The sequence below is a fragment of the Bacillus sp. FSL K6-0268 genome (assembly GCF_038005425.1).
In the GTDB taxonomy this organism is placed as follows: Bacteria; Bacillota; Bacilli; order Bacillales; family Bacillaceae_G; genus Bacillus_A; species Bacillus_A thuringiensis_S.
Window position 1 is genome coordinate 1 of sequence record NZ_JBBOTF010000007.1, and the last position, 17022, is coordinate 17022.

Here is a 17022-nt window from a genome sequence, read left to right on the forward strand (position 1 = left end):
CGGGATGAGTATGAAGGAAAAACCCCTTGCGGATTCTCGGAAAACATTTTGGTTGTCAGTCGGAATGATTTTCAGTTTCTGTCTCTTAATTGATTATGTGGTGGCATTTGGCCTTCGAATGATTGATTTTTTATTAGAACATAAAGACGAGTTAATGGAGTTGCCAGATGGTACAGCAAAAGACCTTGCGGTCACCTACTTGACGAGTCCAATCGAAACCGTATCGTTCGCAATAGGACTCGAATTGTATCAATATGCGCAACTGATTCTACTTGGTATTTTCGCTTATACAACCTTCCAAACATGGAGAAAGTTAAAACCACATACGGTGGAAGATGCAAGCGAATACGGAGGATTAGGGAGTGCTTCTCTTTCAGATGAGGTAACCATTTTTGATGAGATAGATATTACGGATGACAGGAAAGAAGAAGGAACTGTTTTAGCGGTCTATAATGATAAATTGATGATTCATAAGGAAGACAGTTTTTTAAATCGACATGTATGTGTCATAGGTGGTTCTGGTTCAGGAAAAACAAAATGTTATATCTTAAACAATGTCGTCAATACGAAAAACAAATCAATTGTCGTGTCAGATCCCAAAGGTGAAATCTATGAACTTACTTCTCGTGAGAAGAGAGAACAAGGGTATGAAGTGTACCTCATTAATTTTTCGAATATGGAATTATCAGACATGTACAACTCGATTGACTATGTAGGATTAGATCAAGATGCTGAAAAATTTGCAACAACGCTTGTTTTAGGCGGAGAAGAAGGACAGCAGTCGGGAGATAGTTTTTGGCAGGAACAAGCGGTCTCGTTGATTACTGCGGGTATTCTATATGTAAGAGAAAATCTGCAGAAAGAACAGCATTCGATGGAATATGTATACAACTTATTAACAGAACCTTCAGAAAAGGAATTGAAGAATCTGTTTGCAAATTTAGAAGAAGAATCGTCCGCTAGAATCGCTTTTGGTGTCGTGAAAAATGCGACAGATAAAACATGGGGCGGAATTGTGAGTAACGCAGCCAAGGCAATGAAACTATGGAAATTAAAATCGGTTCGTACGTTTTCAAAATACAGTAGCTTTAAATTAGCGGATATTGGGAAAAGAAAAATTGCCTTATATGTGGTCATTCCATTGGCAGACCGTACGTATCGAGCGCTAATCAATACATTTTTTGCTCAATTATTTCAAGAATTATGTGCCTATGCGGATACAAATCATAATACGTTAGATATTCCTGTGCGGTTCTTGTTAGACGAGTTTGCGAACATTGGAAAAATGCCTGATTTTGCAGAACGACTTTCCACTGTCCGTTCCTATGGGATGGAAGTATCAATCATTGCGCAAAGTATTGGGCAATTAATGGATCGTTATGGAGAGAAACAAACTGGTGAGATTATGTCCAATTGTGATACGACTCTTTTTTTAGGCACAAATGACCTCGACACAGCGAAATATTTCTCAGAACGACTGGGTGTGACGACCAAACGGTTGCGAAATGATAGCCAAACACCTGGAGAATTTGATAGCAATCAACAAGCGTATACCTACGTACAGAGACCGCTCAAGACACCCGATGAACTCTTGAATCAGATGAAAAATAATGATTGTTATGTATTTCAACGTGGTAGATTACCCATTCATGCGCAAAAAGCATGGGTAGCCAACTGGTTCGCTGACCAAGTAGGAGAAAAGACAGACATGGGATGGCATTTACCAGAAAAACAAACAAAAGCACAAGCAAATGAAACAAAAGAAGAAGCACCAACAGAAGCGGTAGAGTCTGATATGGCATCTAAAAAGGAAACACAAGAAGAGAAACAAGATGAATCGCAAACGGCTACGTCTACGACAGGAGAAGAGCAGACAACAACGGAAACAACAGAAAATAAGCAACTAAAGGAAGGACAAAACACAGAAGGAACCGTATCCTTGCCCATTACGGTGAAACGTGAATTGTGGGGAGACGAAGTGTTACAACCTGTACGGGTAGAAAACAAAAATGGACGGATACATGCTTCGTATACGATGGACTTAGAAGCGGAGGAAGAAGGAGAAGAAGGCGTGCAGTTTTTGGTGAAAAAGAATCCAACTTGCATGATGGCAGATATAGATTTTGCGCCTCACCATGACGTAAAGGAAACAGAAGAGCATTTTCTGATACGAGTGACAGAAGCGATTCAGCAAATTACAATCCTCTTGATTTATAAAGAACAAAAACGAGATTTTTCGCCAGTGGAACATATCGAAGAGAAAGAAGCACAAAGAAGGAAAGAACAAAAAGAGAAAGCGGAGGTGTAGGTATGATTATTGTATTTGGGGACGGGACAGTAGAGGAAACCGCTACAGAATATGTGTATCGGTTTTCGAAAACAAAGTTAAAACAAGAAGCTCCATTTGACAGCATCAAACAAACCAAATCGTATTTGTTACCGTGTACCTTTGCGGAAATTATACGAGGAGATGTCATACTTCGGTATGAAAAAGAATCCCACTTATTATCGTTTTCTCGTATCCAACAAGAAAATGAAGCGATTAAACGGAAAGTGGTGTCTCGCTTGGTCCACCTCTTCCAAACACATCAAGAAACGATGCTCCTCCCCATTCCAGACAATATTTTTTACACGAAGAAAGGGGAAGTGAAACTCATGTATCAAGCGATGGACCACATGCCTGTAACGGGATTTAATCGAAATGATAGGTTGACCCATACGAAACGTTTACTTGCCTTTGCTTTTTCGAACGAATCATTTGAAGCTTGCATGCTTCAGCCAATAGAAATGAGGGATGAATTCTTACAACATATCTATCAATCTACAACATGGGAAGCGTTGCAAGAACTCGTGAAAGAACCAGAAGAAACGGAAGAAAAACAAAAAAAGAGAAAGAGAAATTGGTCATTCGCACCCTTCTCTTTCCCTCTTTCCACCAAGTTATGTGTCGCTTTGTTGACACTATCGGTTTCCTGTAATTTGTATGTTATCACAAAAGACAGTATCCAGCCAGCGATGGTGAATGCGAAACAGGATGAACAAAGTGAAAAACAAAAGAAACACATACAAATGCTAGAACAAGAGAAAACAAAGTTACAACAAAAAATGCAGGATAAAGAATCTGAAATCAAAGAAATTGTGGGACAACTGAAAATTGTCATTGAAGAAAATAAAAAGTTACAACAAAAACAAGCGACTGTGCCTCCAGCGCAGTAACAAAAAGGAGTGAACGTGCATGTGGCAAGCGGTGAAAGACTTTTTTACAACGGTAACGAATCCCATTGAAGCCTTTTCTCGGTGGATTGTGGAATTGTCGATTCAGCTCTTAAATTTTTTCTTAGGTTCGATTGTGAGTGTCACGAAAATTGATACGGAATATCAAAAGGTACAGGTGATACAAGATGTATTTTCTTGGGTTCGTTTTCTCGTCTATGCCTTAGTAGGAGTCATTGTCCTTCATCAATTATTTAAACAATACTTAGCGATTTCCACGGGTTCGATTCAAAGAAGAACAACGTCCCAAATCATGGGAGACATCGGAAAGTTTGCGTATCGCCTCCTGATGTTACCGTTATTTTTAGATATCATGATTAAAATCAATTCGTTCTGGGTGGGATTTATTTCAGATAAGGGGCTGGTAGTAGATCAATTTGTAAAATATTTAGGACTCAATTCAGGAGACGAAGGAGACAAATCCGTTAGTGAAATTGTGTTAGGAAATATCGCACAGACGTATCAATTACAAATGGCAGGAACGGTTGTATTTGTCGCTATTTTCTTTTTAGTCTTACTCGCTATCTTGTTTGTCTTAATGTACATTCAAATGATTATGAGACTTGGGCAAATTGTCTTTTGTTATGTGTTAATACCGTTTGTAGCGTTATCCGCATTAAATGAAGAGATGGATATGTATTCAACTTGGTGGAGAGAAACGATTGCTATTGTGGGAACAGCAGCCGCCCAAGTAAGTTTCTTATATTTAGGTCTCAATTGTATGTTATCGGGTCACGCCATTTTAGGAACAGGTATTTTAATAGGGGTTGTGACAACACCAGCCGTGTTACAAAAATTTGTCTATTCTACAGGTGTGGCAAGTGGTACAGGAAGCATGATGAAATTTATGACACGTCAAGTGTTGATGAAGAGGAGATGACGAAACGTGTATATCAAAACAACCGTAACCGTTGTACGAAATTGGAAGCCTATACTGATTGGCATACTGGTTTTGTTTAGTCTCTTCATCTGTTTGATGTGGGGAGGAGGGAGTAAGCCACAAACACCAATGGGGACAGGAACAACAACTGTTCCACCTGAAGTTCTAAAATGGGAACCTACGGTTCGTAAATACGCCCAAGAATTTGGTGTAGAGCCATATGTACCGTTAATGCTTAGTTTAATTATGCAGGAGAGCGGCGGACGTTTGCTCGATGTCATGCAATCGGCAGAGGGTGCTTTTAACACGAAGTACCCGAAAATTCAGAATGGAATCACAGACCCGGACTACAGCATATGGGCTGGCGTACAAGAATTTAAACATTCTATTACAATAGCAAATGTGCAGGGTCCATCTGATATCAATCGAATAAAATTAGCCCTTCAAACATATAATTTCGGTCCAGGATTTTTGAACTATATTAATAGTAATGGCGGAGAATACACCTTAGAATTAGCCAAAAGTTTTGCCTTGAAAATGGCAAATGGACGTACACAATGTGGATTCAGAAGTCCATTTTGTTATGGCGATTATAGCTATGTTGAAAAAGTTTTGAAATACTATCAAACGAGTGAAATTGCTGGTGGTGGAGCTGTTGGAGACGAATTTTTTCAAAAAGTTATGGCTGAAGCCATTAAATATAAAGGTTATAAATATGTATTTGGTGGAGCAAGCCCAACTGCAAGTTTTGATTGTAGTGGTTTAACCCAGTGGACATTCCGAACAGCAGGTGTGCAATTAGATCGAACCGCACAAATGCAATGGAATCAAACAAAACGTATCTCTGCTGAAGAAGCAAAGCCCGGAGATTTAGTGTTTTTCCATGGAACATATAATTCAGGGACATATATTACGCATGTAGGTATTTATCAAGGAAATATGCAAATGTATCATGCTGGTGACCCCCTTGATTATGCTGATTTAAATAAACCGTATTGGCAGCAACATCTCGCAGGGTTTGGTCGAGTACAGTAACGATGAGAAAGGGTGAATGAAAATGAGACGTAGTATAGCAATTCTGATTTTATCTATAGGTATAGTGGTATTAATTGGGTATGCTTGGAAACAGAAAGGGGAGGTGAAAGTATATGAAACGAAATATAAACAAGTTTTGAAAGAAAATACCAGCTTAAAAGAGAAGGTGCAGGCAAAAGAGAACAATGAGGAAACAAAAGTGAAAAAGGATACAGACGCCTTTTTACGAGCCTTCTTTACGTATGATACGTCAAAAGGGGAACAAGGGTGGTCAAAAATTGATGCATATACAACAGAGTCTGTAAGAGGGAAGTTAAAGCCAGCAGGAGAAGAAAAGAAGCCAGAAAAAACACCACCAGAAACAACGATTGTTTCAGCTATAAAAGATGTCAAGTTATACTATACAGCTGTGCAAAATGGTGAGAAAGCGAATGTGTTTTCTCGTGTGTGGATCAATACGACTGTAAACGGTGTAACGAGTACCATGCAAATGGTATTAGATATTGAGATGGTATATAGTCCTGAAAAGAAAAAATGGATTGTAGGAAACATTAGTATTCAACAGCCTTTAGGTGAAGAAGGATATATCAATTAATTATTTTATACAGAGGGAGTGGTTTATATGAAAATGAAGCATGATAGAAATTGGAATGCGCTATTGGATTTACAGTTACAAGGGGAGAAAAAAATCCAAGTATTACATTTTGTGATGGAACGATTAGATGCAAAAAATCAATTGCATATGACACAAAAGGAAATAGCGGAACAAACAAACGTTTCCGAACGAACAGTGGGAGATACCATGAAGACGTTACAAGAATCCGATTTTCTTCAAAGGGTTCAATCAGGCGTATATCAAGTGAACCCTACATTTGAATACGAAGGTCAACTTCCAAAAGAGAAGGGGTTAGATGCTGAAATAGGGGTGTTACGTGACAATTTACAAACGGTCACGGTGAAAAATGTATTAAATAAGAGCATGAAAGAAGTGCAACAACTGATTGAAAGCGATTTAGAAAATCCGAAAGGTTCTACATTGACCAAAGAGGATGTGAAAGAGTTATTAGATCAGCATGTTAAAAGTTTGGAAAAGACACTTCATCAGTATTACGAACAGAAAGAGAAAGGTGTTTCTTGGAAAGAATCTATTCATACGTTAAAAGAGAATGTAAAGCAAAGTTACCAAACATTTAAAGAAGCATTTGTACAAAAGGTAAAACAAAACGTACAAACGGTAAAAGGTGCACCTGAGCAAGTGAAACAGTATGCGAAAAATAAATTGATTGATGGTGTTGTTCGGGTGAACAATCTTATTATCGAAAAGAGTCAAGAACTGAATCAGAAAATGGAAATGGCTAGACCGAATCAGGAGAAAACGCTTGTTGTAGAGGAAAAGGATAGTCAGAAGGAAGTTGTCCATGAAAAGGAGCGAATTTTAGAAAAAGAAGTGGTACAAGAGCAAACTGTCAAAGAAACAGAGACATTAATGCCTGATTCGGCCCAACGTACAGAAGAAAATCCATCTGTAGAAAATCCAGTACGAAAGGATTTTCAATCAATTGTAACAGAACAATTTCAAAAACACCCTGAAGCGACAATGGAAGCGTTACGGGAATATATTGTAGAACAGCATCCGCATATTCATCGAATTGAACAAGTGAATGCGGAAGAATTTGTCACAAGGATTGAAAAAGTATCACATATTTTACTAGTGAACCAACAAGCCAAGATTATAGATCAAAAAGAAGAGTTAGCAGTCATAGCAGAAGAAGTAACAGACGAAAAGCAGGTAGAAAAATTTGCGGATTTAGTGAAGGAAAAACAAGAAGAAATCGTGATGGAAGAAGAGGTTTCAGTGAGTTTCGAAAAATAAGAAGTGGACAACAAAATAGAACCCTACGTTGTTATTTCTTTGTAGGGTTCTCATACTTCTTTAGTAAATCGCTAACAGCTTCGTCTAGTAATTTAGATTTATTAATACGAGTGTCTTTCGCTAATTGGTCTAAATCATACCAAAGTTCTTTAGCAATTGCATTCGAAAGTGTCTTACGATTTTTTAAGCCTCGGTTTTCCATTTCTACCACCTCTAATGTAATTATATAAATGATTCAAATTACTTTCAACTACTTGTAACTACATGTAGTTAGTTGTATAATAAATTTAGAATCTTAAACGAAAGGTAGTGTGATAATCGTGAACTGTCCATACTGTGCAACTCCGATACAAGTTGATAAGAATGGTGTCGTACAAGAGATTTGTGAATTCTGTGGTGGTTGTATTCGGGAACAACAAACAGGTATCTTACAGCTTTGTCAGGATGGGGAGCGTTTTGAATTTACTAAGATGCAACAACAACTCTTCTTAGAACACATTCATCAGTCTGTAGAAGAGTTGAAGCAGTATCATACTTACGATTTGTATTTGTTGCTGAAGGAAGTAAGAGAAGCACGCAGTCAAACGTATTACGGTTTACAGCTACTCAACAAAGCATCTAAAGAAGAACGTACTTTGCAAGCGACAGCAGATGAAACAGGCGGAGAATATGAATATTACACAAGAAAAGCATGGGTAATTGAGAACATTCTATTAGAACGTCAGGGATTCTTTCCAGAAAAAATTACAGCTCGGGTTCTTCAATATATGTGGGAGCAAATGAATAAATCGAAGAAAAAGATTATGAGAATATCAAAGGTTCAGCGCCAGTGCAGAGGAGAAGCTTGCTTATAAAGTTTAATGCTGGAGTACAGATTCATAATCCAAAAGGGGAGAAAAAAACGAGAGAAGTATATGTATGTGAAAGATGTGAAAATGTTTGTGAATCAACAGATTGTTACTTATGCGATGCTGTGTCTGTGTCAGCTCGAAAAATCCCAATGGAAATTGATACAAAGACTATGATGCAAGGTGTGAGAGATGTATTAGACCCGATTGAGAGTAAACAAATAAGTATGATGCTAAGTCGTTGCTTTGATGCGCCAAGTGATTTAGCGGTAGTAAATATGGCGAAAGAAACGATTCTTGAGGATCTTAATAAGATAGATTTTGTCTTTAACGATGTAACAGCAGTGAAATACAAAGGTTTTATGAGAGAGTGCTTAGGAATTGGATTGCTAGACCCTTATAAAACAGTAGAAGGAGAGCGAGTAACAGGGCTATTTATTTTCACAGAATAGATTTGAATTGGGATGTATTATGTGAGTTGACCCTAACTTAATTCTATATAACAAATTGAGGTGAAGGATTTGGAACAACAATTTCGATATGGTGAAGTGAATTTGGCAATATGGAGGATTCATGTTGATGCTACAGGATGTGTATATGCACAAGTTGGTATTCCACACGTGGGAGATATGGAAATTCAGGTGTATAACCATGAAGGGAACGGAAGATTCTTAGTAACACTTCCAGAATTCAATTGGTGCAGTTATGTGGGAGATTTTGAAAAGTTTCATACCAGTCCAAGAGATTACCAGAATGATGTATGTAAAGGGTATCGAGGGTACTATCTTACAATGGGCGATATTGACATGCCGATATCTGAATTGCAACCTTACGTGAGAGAAGTGAAGTTTATTTTTTCCATGCTTCTTTCCCTTCTATATAAAGAAACAACAAATGAGTTATATATTAATACGGGTACGACTTGCACAGTAGAAGAGCATATTGAGTATTGCAAAAGAAAATTAGAATCATGGCATGTGTATATTGCTAAATGACTACATTTGAAGAGGTGAATCATGATGAAACAAGAACAGTTGGAAGAATATATAGAAGTGCAAGACAGAAAAGAAACGGTATACAGAATCTATCATAAATTGAGTTTAAAACATGATGAGGAAGCGATATATGTATCAGCGCATCATTCCGAAATGATTGTTCGGAAACTGTTACAACATATTGAAGAAATCGTGTTAACTATGAAAAGTACACGAGTAAAGGATAATTGGCTCATTGGTGCTCCTTTAGAAAATATATTGTGTAAATATTTTGGATTTACTTCACATGCAAGAAGATGGAATCAAGAGTATGTTGAAATTGAAATGCATCACAATTGGGAAGGTGTTTATTTAAAGCATATTCACGAGCCAAGCTGGTTTCATTTACGTAATTTCAAAAAAATAATTGAGCAAGAAATGCTATTAGAACAAGAACAAAATGAAAAGTTTTTGGAGAAAATCAAGGAACTTATGGCTATTCCGTATGGAGATGAAACGCTGGTCGAAGGAGAATTGAAGAATTATAACTTACATGAGCTGAAGCGTTTACAGGATTATATTCAGATTACGTTCAAAAATTTGAAAAATAGTCTAGGCAAAGTGTGTATAGAAGAATGGAATGCAGACCCTGCAAACCTTTTTACAGAATACGATACAGATGGATGGGCGGAAATAGAACAGTAATAGGAAGAACGGAAGTTCTAACTGTAATTCAATTCAAGGGGGAATCCACGTGAAAGTGATACTATGTGAAAAACCGCAACAAATGAAAAGTTATTCCGAAGCATTTCAAAGTGCTAAACGAGAAGGTACACATATTACGGTGAAGGACAAAGAAATCTTTGGAGACGAAGAAGTCGTAATGATTTCGGCACTCGGTCATCTCATCGAATTATGTAACCCTGATGAGTATAAAGAAGAATGGAAAAACTGGAGTATGGACCAACTGCCTATTATTCCAGAAGAGTTTCAAATGAAGGTGTCAAAAGATAAAAAGTCAATTTTTCAACATGTGAAACAATGGCTACAAAAAGCAGATGAAATCATTATTGCGACTGATCCTGCTAGAGCTGGAGAGGCCATTGCCAAAAATATTATTATTATGGCAGGCGTGAACGACAAACCACAAAAACGCTTGTGGGTAAAAAGTATGACGCATGATGCGGTTCGAAAAGGATTTCAAAACTTGCGAGATGCAGAAGAAACATATAGTTATTATTTAGAAGAACAAGCCCGTTCTGTTAGCGATTGGATTATAGGCATGAATGCCTCACGAGTATTTACGCTGTTGTTCCGGGACAAGAAAGGTGTCAAAGAAGTCTTCAGTGCTGGACGGGTACAATCAGCCTTGTTACACCTAATTCGCCAACGCGAGAAAGAATTAGAGAATTTCAAAGTGCAATCATTCTATGAACTTCATGGGTATTTTGAGGCGAATGGAATACCCTATGTCGGAAAACTCCTCCAAGATCATAACATTATGAAACTCCATTCAAAAGAAGAAGCGCAGGAAAAGTTACAACAATTGAGACAGCATACAGCATGTATACAAAAGGTGACAGTAGAACAAAAATCGAGACAAGCGCCGAAATTATATAATCTGTCGAGCTTACAAGCAAAGCTGAATAAGAAGTATAAGATGTCCCCTAAAGTGGTACTAGAAACTGCACAAAGCCTATACGATAAAAGAATGCTTTCGTATCCCCGAACAGAATATCAGCATATTCCTGTTGCGGAAGCGGAACAATTACCAAGTATTCTAGAAAAGTTAGCAAATATCACGGACTATCAAACTTTGATTGAAAAGAAAGAAAGAGAAACCATCGTAAATCAGAAAGCATACGTGGACGATGAGAAATGCGGAGACCATTACGCACTGATTCCCACGAATCAAGTTCCTAACCTAGAAAACTTATCCAAAGAAGAAAGATGGCTCTATGATGAGGTTGTACGTAGCGTTATAGCAACGTTCTATGAACCTATGACGTATAATCAAACAGACCTTTTCACTGAAGTGAATCAAGATGTCTTTAAATCGACAGGGAAGCAAATCACCCATCTTGGATGGCAAGTCGTGTTTGGAAAAGAAGAGGAAGAGAATCAAAAAGAACAGACGATTCCACTTGTAGAACAAGGTCAATCTGTAGAGACAACAGAGATCAAGTTACATGAAGGGAAAACACAATCTCCTAAACTATATACAGAAGGGCAACTGATTACAGTAATGGCAAAGCATGATATTGGCAGCGAAGCAACGAGATCAGGCATTATAGAGAGAATCAAAACACTGTTGTATATCAAAATTGAAAAGAATACAGTACATGTAACAAACAAAGGGAAAATGATGGTGGAAGCAATTAAGGATACCGCAATTGGTTCACCAGAATTAACTGCAAAATGGGAAGTATATTTGAAGGGAATTGGAGAAGGGAAGAAAAAGGATAAGCCTTTCGTAGAAACCTCCAAAAAGTTAGCGCAGAAACTCATCAACGAAGCAAAGGACCAAGTAAACACATGGGCGATAAATGATTTTGTAGAAGATAGAAAAATCGAACATCATATAGGAGAGTGCCCATCCTGTGGGAAGCCAGTCGTAGATAAGAAAACGATATATGGTTGTTCAGGATATGCGAAAGACAATCTAAAGAGTTGTAAGTTTTCTGTTTCGAAAGAATTTTTAGGACAGAAGATTAGTGAAAGTAATATGATAAAGCTGTTAGAGGGTAAGAAAACGACGTTACTTAAAGGATTAAAAGGGAAATCGGAAAAGGAATTCGATGCGTATTTAAAATTGGACGCTGGGAAAATTCAGTTTGTATTTCCGAAGAAAAAGAAAGTAGCCCAGACATGAATGAGAAAACGCCTGTATCATACAGGCGTTTTCTGAAAATAGATAAATACAAATGAGTAGTAACTTGCTATACAGTTAAAGGGAATAGTATACATCATACCATGTTTCTTAGAAATAAAGATATGTAATAATGCATATCTTTATTTTAGAATGGCCCCTTCTTTTTTGGCAGAAGCTAGCTGGGGGTATGGGGGCTAGTCCCCATGATTGACGTAACGATACATGAAATACGTGGAATCAATGGACGATCGTACAGGCGGTTCGGCACGTACAATATGACGTGTAAGCTGAAGAACGCAAAGATTTCCTTTTTTGTCGTCAGCTTAGCAACGATACGTTGACGTGCCGAAAAGAGTTGGGCAAGGATGGAGAGGGCTGCGAAACAAGGTGAAGTGGCCCTTCTCCAAAGGTGGAGATTTTCTGAAGAGAAACGGAAGAAAATACGACCTGTTCCTTGCGGAACTGTTAGCCTTTTGGGGTATAGTTGCATAGTCTGTCATTGAAAAAATGAGAATATGGTATAATAAAAGAATAAATAACGGTGAGAAAAGTGAGGGAGAACGATGAAAAATCATGATATCGTGAATGGTCAAATTCTCCAAACGAACAAGAAATGGTCACATTTGAAGCAGAATCAAAAGAATTTGATCGCAGAATGGCTACAAGAAGAATATCGAGGTTTTATCGCCATGTATTTGCGAAAACCTAAACGCTTTGAAGAAGAATATATGATAGATAGTGTGATGGAACGAATGCAGGCACGTGATATTTGGATACCGTATGTAGAAGTAAAGACGTATTTCACACGTAAAAAGGGAAAGTGGTATCGGAAATTAGAAAGTGAGTTAGAAAACAGAAGAATCGAAGAAGAGGAACAGATTCGATTAAAAAATGAAAGAATCGGAACGCCGATTTGTTAAGGTAAATAGGGATGTATGAGAAAAGACGTACTGAAATACAGTACGTCTTTCTGTGTCCGTAAGCCTTTCGGGAGAAAGCGCAATTCCAATGTCGATTGTGTCAGATAATCGGTATACAATTGTTATAGATGTAGGATGGAATTGCTGTTTTTACTATATGTGAAATCTGTTTTTTTTATACGTTTTCTAGGGGATGTATGCCCTTTTATTTTTGAGAGAAATCATAAAATAAGGACAAAACGATGTATATTTGACATGTTTTGCCCTCATTTTGAATGGAGTTAAGGAAAAATAAGCAATGACAATCCCACGAAATAGTGTAGTTTTGGTGCAAATAACAGTAGTAGCATGGGATTGTAATGTTAGGGTGTGCAAAAAGAAAAAATTTATGCGAAAATGGTTATAAAAACCATTCTATGCAAAAGTATGGTAAAATGTAGGGGACATGTGTATAGAGAATTTGAATTCGGTTCTTCCGAATTCGAATCTCTCCTCTATCAAGAAGAAAGATAGCGCATGACAAGAACGACTAATGGATCTAATTCTTGACTATAGGCGACAACTACAGGATGTGTGAATCCATATAATTTTGTTAATTTCCGAAGTATTTTTTGTTTCTTTTTAATTTTCTTTTGTAAATAGGCAATATAAGATGTAGACATGAATAGCCTCCGATGCTGTATACAATATGTTATACAGTATACATACATTTCATCGGAATGAAAATGGTAATGAGAGATAAAATATTCTATTTGAAAAGGGGAAAAATAGAAGAATGAAATCAACAGGTATTGTACGGAAAATAGATCAGTTAGGACGGATTGTGATACCGAGGGAAACGAGGCGTACGCTTGATATCCACGAAAAAGATGCCATAGAAGTATTTGTAGAAGAGGAGAGTATCATTTTACAGAAATATAAATCGGATGGTGCGTGTCTCGTAACAGGAGAGGTTTCTTCCCAGAATATCAAACTAGCAGACGGACAGTTAACGTTGAGTCCAGAAGGAGCGAAACAGCTTCTGGAGGAATTAGAACAGTATCTGGAAAGAGTTTGAGAATACGAGGGGGGAATGCAGGATGGAGAAAAAATCACAACCTGTTTTAAAAGAAAGAGCTAGAAATACCGTATCGATGCAGGAACGGTTATTACAAGAAGTCATACAAAAGAAGAAGGTTATTTCGTTGATTTTAATCAACGGATTCCATATGAAAGGAATCGTAAAAGAATATGATGCATTTTCTATTTTTATAGAATCCGATAACAAAAATCAATTGATCTATAAACATGCGATTTCAACGATTCGTCTTTAACAGAAAAGAAGCATGAATGTAAGGAATCATGCTTCTTTCGAAAAATAGACAGATATATAGTTAGTTGTTTACGGCTTCTTTTAATACTTTTCCAGCTTTAAAGGCAGGTGCTTTTTTCGCGGGAATGATAAGAGACTTCCCAGTACTTGGATTCCGTCCTTCTCGTGCAGCGCGTTCTCGGACCTCGAATGTCCCAAATCCAAGTAGTTGGACATTGTCACCATTTTGCAACGCTTGTTGAATGGATTCTAATAGGGTCTCTACAGCTAAACTGGCTTGTGATTTTTTTAGTCCTGTTTTGACTGCTACTTGTGTAATTAATTCTGTTTTATTCATATAGCACCTCTTATTGTCAATTGTATTTATTTTAGTATAAGGGGAGAAAGAGAACGGTGCAAGATAGTTTGTACGTGTAACATGTTAGATTTTTTGCGAACGAAAAAACGTGGATGTGAGAACATACCCTGAACAAAGAATGAGGCGAAAGAAGATGACAAATGTTTTTTATATGGAGCTCAATGATCTGAATCATGAACTCGAACGAAGTGCGGAAATACTGAGGGTATTGGCACATCCTGTTCGTCTACAAATTGTACATCAATTAGTCAGGAAACAGACTTTAAATGTGACCGAATTACAACAGATTTTAACATTACCGCAATCTACGGTTTCACAACATCTCCATAAAATGAGAAATCATAAAGTGTTATCACATGAACGCAAAGGAACAGAAGTATTTTATCGAGTGGACGATAAACAAGTGAAACAAGCGCTTGACGTACTGATGGGCTGAATAGCGCGATTTTGTGTACCTAAAGTTATGTTCGGATACAAAATAAAACGAGGAGAGGGGTTCTTCTATGGGTGGAAATTTATATGACACGTATATCACAATAAAAGAAATTATTTTTATCCATGCCTATGTGACAGGGAAAGAAATTCCCTCTTCACAAGCATTACAAATTCTAGGACAATTTGATCCGCAAGAAATCCCAGGCACCATTAGAGAAACACGTCGGTATCGTATACGGAATAATGGAGAAGAATTGTTCCAATACTATAGACAGAAACATCCGAAATTATTTGAGAAACAAAGGTTATGCACGTACGAAGAGTTGAAGCAACGAGCGGTGTCTTACTGTTCGGCCCATTTGACGATTCACATGTAATTCAGGATGGACAGGATCATGTTCTGTTCACTTGAATGCTACCCAACAAATGGCAATTAGATCCGATTTATTAGCCGAGGGTGATAAAAACGAACGCTCAGATGCCTCTATAACGAAAGAGAAGAAAGCACCGAATCCATTTAAATCTTGAAAGATAAAAAGCGCCCACACGAGTAGATAAGGGGATGAAAAGATGGGTAGTAAATATTCCAGGTAGAAAGGGATATAAATTAGTGAGAATAAGTGCATATACAAGTGGTTTGTAAAATTTCACGTACCATAATGAAAAAATAAAACACACCAAAAGAAACAACAAAGGTTGCTTCTTCTCTCCTTTTTCCGATACAATAGATATATACTTTCGTTGCCCAGTCCCCCGAAAAAGGGGACTAACAAACAAGATAGAATATGAAATCAGAAAGGTAACTCATATTATGAATCAACCTTTAGTGAATTTACGAGTGGATTTTGCTTTTAAGCAATTATTTGGAACAAGAGGAAATGAACAGATTTTAATGCAATTTTTGAACGTGACGTTAGCCTCTTCGCTCTCTTCACCTATTCAATCGCTGACAATAGAAGACCCACATATGCACCGTGAATACGAAAAGGACAAATTGTCCATTCTAGATGTATTAGCAACTTTAGACGATAAGACCCAAATTGCAATTGAAATACAATTGAATGACCAAAATGATTTTCTGAAACGTAGTTTGTATTACTGGAGTCGCTTATACGCTTCTCAAATGCAAAAAGGGAGTTCGTATGATACGTTACGGAAGACAATTACGATTAATATATTGAACTTTCCGGTATTTCCAGAATACGAAACGTTCCATACAACGGGGAAACTGTGGGATATCGATTTACAAAAGTTACTCTTAGATGATCTCGAATTGCACATCATTGAAATCCCTAAATTAATGACGCAATGGAAACAAGAACAAGTCAATCCGTGGGAAGACGATTTTGTACGATGGTTACTCTTATTATCTGCCAATGAGGATACACAATTAACGCATACGCTGGAGGAGATCGCTATGAACCGAGACCCGATTTTAAAAGATGCGATGCAAAAATGGGAAAAGATGAGTCAAGACCCTGCATTCCGTATGTCATATGAAGCAAGACAAAAGGCTCTGATTGATGAGGCTTCTAAGTTCAAGTATGCAGAGAAAAAAGGGCGAGAAGAAGGACTTGAAGAAGGGAAAAAAGTTGGAAAAGAAGAAGGGCTTCAAGAGGGAATGGAAAAAGGAAAATTAGCCGAAAGAGAGCAATTAATCCGTGGCATGCATAAAAACGGTATGGATATCGAAGATATTGCAAAATTTACGAATATGGACCTGTCGGATGTACGCCATATTTTGGAACAATAACAGAGAGACATCTTAATCGGTGGGATGTCTCTCTGTTATTATCTTATTATTCAGAATATTTATGATTCATTTCTCCCTTATCAAACAACCGATTGTACTGTTCCTGTATACTTTGGAGTTGAAAATGTAGTCCTTTTGCCAGTGGTGTCATTTTGAGGTCTTGTTGTAAAATGAGCAATAATTGAGACACTTTTATAAGCATCTCGTGAATCTCATATGATTCTTCTATCAAACCATCTATAGAAACCTGCTGAAGGATCGATTCAATTCTGCTCATTTTCCAATCAATTTCTTGTAACAATTGTGTAGAATTACCAGACCATGACTTATCCACGTATAATTCCTCTCCTGTCTTTCTATATCTATTTGCATCCAACTTACTGATAGTTTTCATGTTACTATGGAAAAATAGAAAAGGAAACCTAGAAATTCAAACGATACACTTCTGCTGTTACATTCTTTTCAATTGTTTTTATAGGCCTCACCATA

The 17022-nt window shown here is 37.4% G+C and carries 21 protein-coding genes; 17 read left to right on the plus strand and 4 right to left on the minus strand.

Annotation, left to right across the window (positions count from 1 at the left end; genetic code table 11):
- Positions 1-4: 4 nt before the first annotated feature.
- The 6 genes from MHI28_RS35555 to MHI28_RS35580 are packed head-to-tail and all read left to right on the plus strand — an operon-like array spanning position 5 to position 7061.
- Positions 5-2308 (plus strand): VirD4-like conjugal transfer protein, CD1115 family, encoded by a 2304-nt coding sequence (locus MHI28_RS35555; protein ID WP_075717016.1) that lies wholly within the window; start codon positions 5-7, stop codon positions 2306-2308.
- 2 nt (positions 2309-2310) lie between these two features.
- A complete protein-coding gene (locus MHI28_RS35560) occupies positions 2311-3216 on the plus strand; it encodes a hypothetical protein (protein WP_340829450.1) in 906 nt (301 codons plus the stop codon).
- Between the two features lie 19 nt (positions 3217-3235).
- Positions 3236-4153 (plus strand): conjugal transfer protein TrbL family protein, encoded by a 918-nt coding sequence (locus MHI28_RS35565; protein WP_075717018.1) that lies wholly within the window; start codon positions 3236-3238, stop codon positions 4151-4153.
- Between the two features lie 6 nt (positions 4154-4159).
- A complete protein-coding gene (locus MHI28_RS35570; protein ID WP_445661821.1) occupies positions 4160-5188 on the plus strand; it encodes a bifunctional lytic transglycosylase/C40 family peptidase in 1029 nt (342 codons plus the stop codon).
- Positions 5189-5210: 22 nt separating this feature from the next.
- Positions 5211-5783, plus strand: coding sequence for a hypothetical protein (locus MHI28_RS35575; RefSeq protein ID WP_075717969.1), 573 nt, complete (start codon positions 5211-5213; stop codon positions 5781-5783).
- A gap of 27 nt (positions 5784-5810) precedes the next feature.
- Complete coding sequence (locus MHI28_RS35580) at positions 5811-7061, plus strand: replication/maintenance protein RepL (protein ID WP_075717971.1); 1251 nt, start codon at positions 5811-5813, stop codon at positions 7059-7061.
- A 31-nt stretch (positions 7062-7092) separates the two neighbouring features.
- Here the strand turns inward: MHI28_RS35580 and MHI28_RS35585 are convergent, their stop codons facing one another.
- On the minus strand, positions 7093-7263 hold the full coding sequence (locus MHI28_RS35585; RefSeq protein WP_000431537.1) for a ribbon-helix-helix domain-containing protein: 171 nt from the start codon (positions 7261-7263) through the stop codon (positions 7093-7095).
- A gap of 118 nt (positions 7264-7381) precedes the next feature.
- Here MHI28_RS35585 and MHI28_RS35590 point away from each other — a divergent pair, with 118 nt between their 5' ends.
- The 6 genes from MHI28_RS35590 to MHI28_RS35615 all read left to right on the plus strand — a co-directional run bounded on the left by MHI28_RS35590 (position 7382) and on the right by MHI28_RS35615 (position 12675).
- Complete coding sequence (locus MHI28_RS35590; RefSeq protein ID WP_142238858.1) at positions 7382-7915, plus strand: hypothetical protein; 534 nt, start codon at positions 7382-7384, stop codon at positions 7913-7915.
- The gene (locus MHI28_RS35595; RefSeq protein ID WP_256703179.1) at positions 7906-8361 is read left to right on the plus strand and encodes a hypothetical protein; all 456 of its coding nucleotides are present in this window, start codon (positions 7906-7908) and stop codon (positions 8359-8361) included. The genes MHI28_RS35590 and MHI28_RS35595 overlap by 10 nt, the downstream gene beginning before the upstream one ends.
- 69 nt (positions 8362-8430) lie before the next feature.
- Positions 8431-8904 carry a hypothetical protein gene (locus MHI28_RS35600; RefSeq protein ID WP_340829474.1) on the plus strand — a complete coding sequence of 158 codons (474 nt, stop codon included), beginning with the start codon at positions 8431-8433 and terminating at the stop codon, positions 8902-8904.
- 21 nt (positions 8905-8925) lie between these two features.
- Complete coding sequence (locus MHI28_RS35605; protein ID WP_340829478.1) at positions 8926-9588, plus strand: hypothetical protein; 663 nt, start codon at positions 8926-8928, stop codon at positions 9586-9588.
- A gap of 49 nt (positions 9589-9637) precedes the next feature.
- The gene (locus tag MHI28_RS35610) at positions 9638-11755 is read left to right on the plus strand and encodes a type IA DNA topoisomerase (protein WP_075717977.1); all 2118 of its coding nucleotides are present in this window, start codon (positions 9638-9640) and stop codon (positions 11753-11755) included.
- 563 nt (positions 11756-12318) lie between these two features.
- Positions 12319-12675 (plus strand): transposase, encoded by a 357-nt coding sequence (locus MHI28_RS35615; RefSeq protein ID WP_075717979.1) that lies wholly within the window; start codon positions 12319-12321, stop codon positions 12673-12675.
- Between the two features lie 497 nt (positions 12676-13172).
- On the opposite strand, the gene MHI28_RS35620 is transcribed toward MHI28_RS35615, so the two are convergent.
- The gene (locus MHI28_RS35620; RefSeq protein ID WP_075717981.1) at positions 13173-13337 is read right to left on the minus strand and encodes an aspartyl-phosphate phosphatase Spo0E family protein; all 165 of its coding nucleotides are present in this window, start codon (positions 13335-13337) and stop codon (positions 13173-13175) included.
- A gap of 113 nt (positions 13338-13450) precedes the next feature.
- On the opposite strand from MHI28_RS35620, the gene MHI28_RS35625 reads away from it, so the two are divergent.
- Together MHI28_RS35625 and hfq are read left to right on the plus strand one after the other, a co-directional pair.
- Entirely contained in the window at positions 13451-13732 is a 282-nt protein-coding gene (locus tag MHI28_RS35625; RefSeq protein WP_340829485.1) for an AbrB/MazE/SpoVT family DNA-binding domain-containing protein, read from the plus strand.
- A gap of 22 nt (positions 13733-13754) precedes the next feature.
- The gene (gene hfq / locus MHI28_RS35630) at positions 13755-13988 is read left to right on the plus strand and encodes an RNA chaperone Hfq (protein ID WP_075718006.1); all 234 of its coding nucleotides are present in this window, start codon (positions 13755-13757) and stop codon (positions 13986-13988) included.
- A gap of 60 nt (positions 13989-14048) precedes the next feature.
- Here the strand turns inward: hfq and MHI28_RS35635 are convergent, their stop codons facing one another.
- A complete protein-coding gene (locus MHI28_RS35635; protein WP_340829489.1) occupies positions 14049-14324 on the minus strand; it encodes an HU family DNA-binding protein in 276 nt (91 codons plus the stop codon).
- A 154-nt stretch (positions 14325-14478) separates the two neighbouring features.
- Here MHI28_RS35635 and MHI28_RS35640 point away from each other — a divergent pair, with 154 nt between their 5' ends.
- From MHI28_RS35640 to MHI28_RS35650, 3 genes are all read left to right on the plus strand, one after another.
- Positions 14479-14781 (plus strand): ArsR/SmtB family transcription factor, encoded by a 303-nt coding sequence (locus MHI28_RS35640; protein ID WP_327941177.1) that lies wholly within the window; start codon positions 14479-14481, stop codon positions 14779-14781.
- A gap of 67 nt (positions 14782-14848) precedes the next feature.
- Positions 14849-15157, plus strand: a complete 309-nt coding sequence (locus MHI28_RS35645; protein ID WP_340829500.1) for a hypothetical protein — start codon at positions 14849-14851, stop codon at positions 15155-15157.
- Positions 15158-15591: 434 nt separating this feature from the next.
- Positions 15592-16533: an Rpn family recombination-promoting nuclease/putative transposase gene (locus MHI28_RS35650; protein WP_075717133.1), complete on the plus strand. Its 942-nt coding sequence runs from the start codon at positions 15592-15594 to the stop codon at positions 16531-16533.
- Positions 16534-16579: 46 nt separating this feature from the next.
- Here the strand turns inward: MHI28_RS35650 and MHI28_RS35655 are convergent, their stop codons facing one another.
- Positions 16580-16867 (minus strand): hypothetical protein, encoded by a 288-nt coding sequence (locus MHI28_RS35655; protein ID WP_340829505.1) that lies wholly within the window; start codon positions 16865-16867, stop codon positions 16580-16582.
- Positions 16868-17022: the final 155 nt, after the last annotated feature.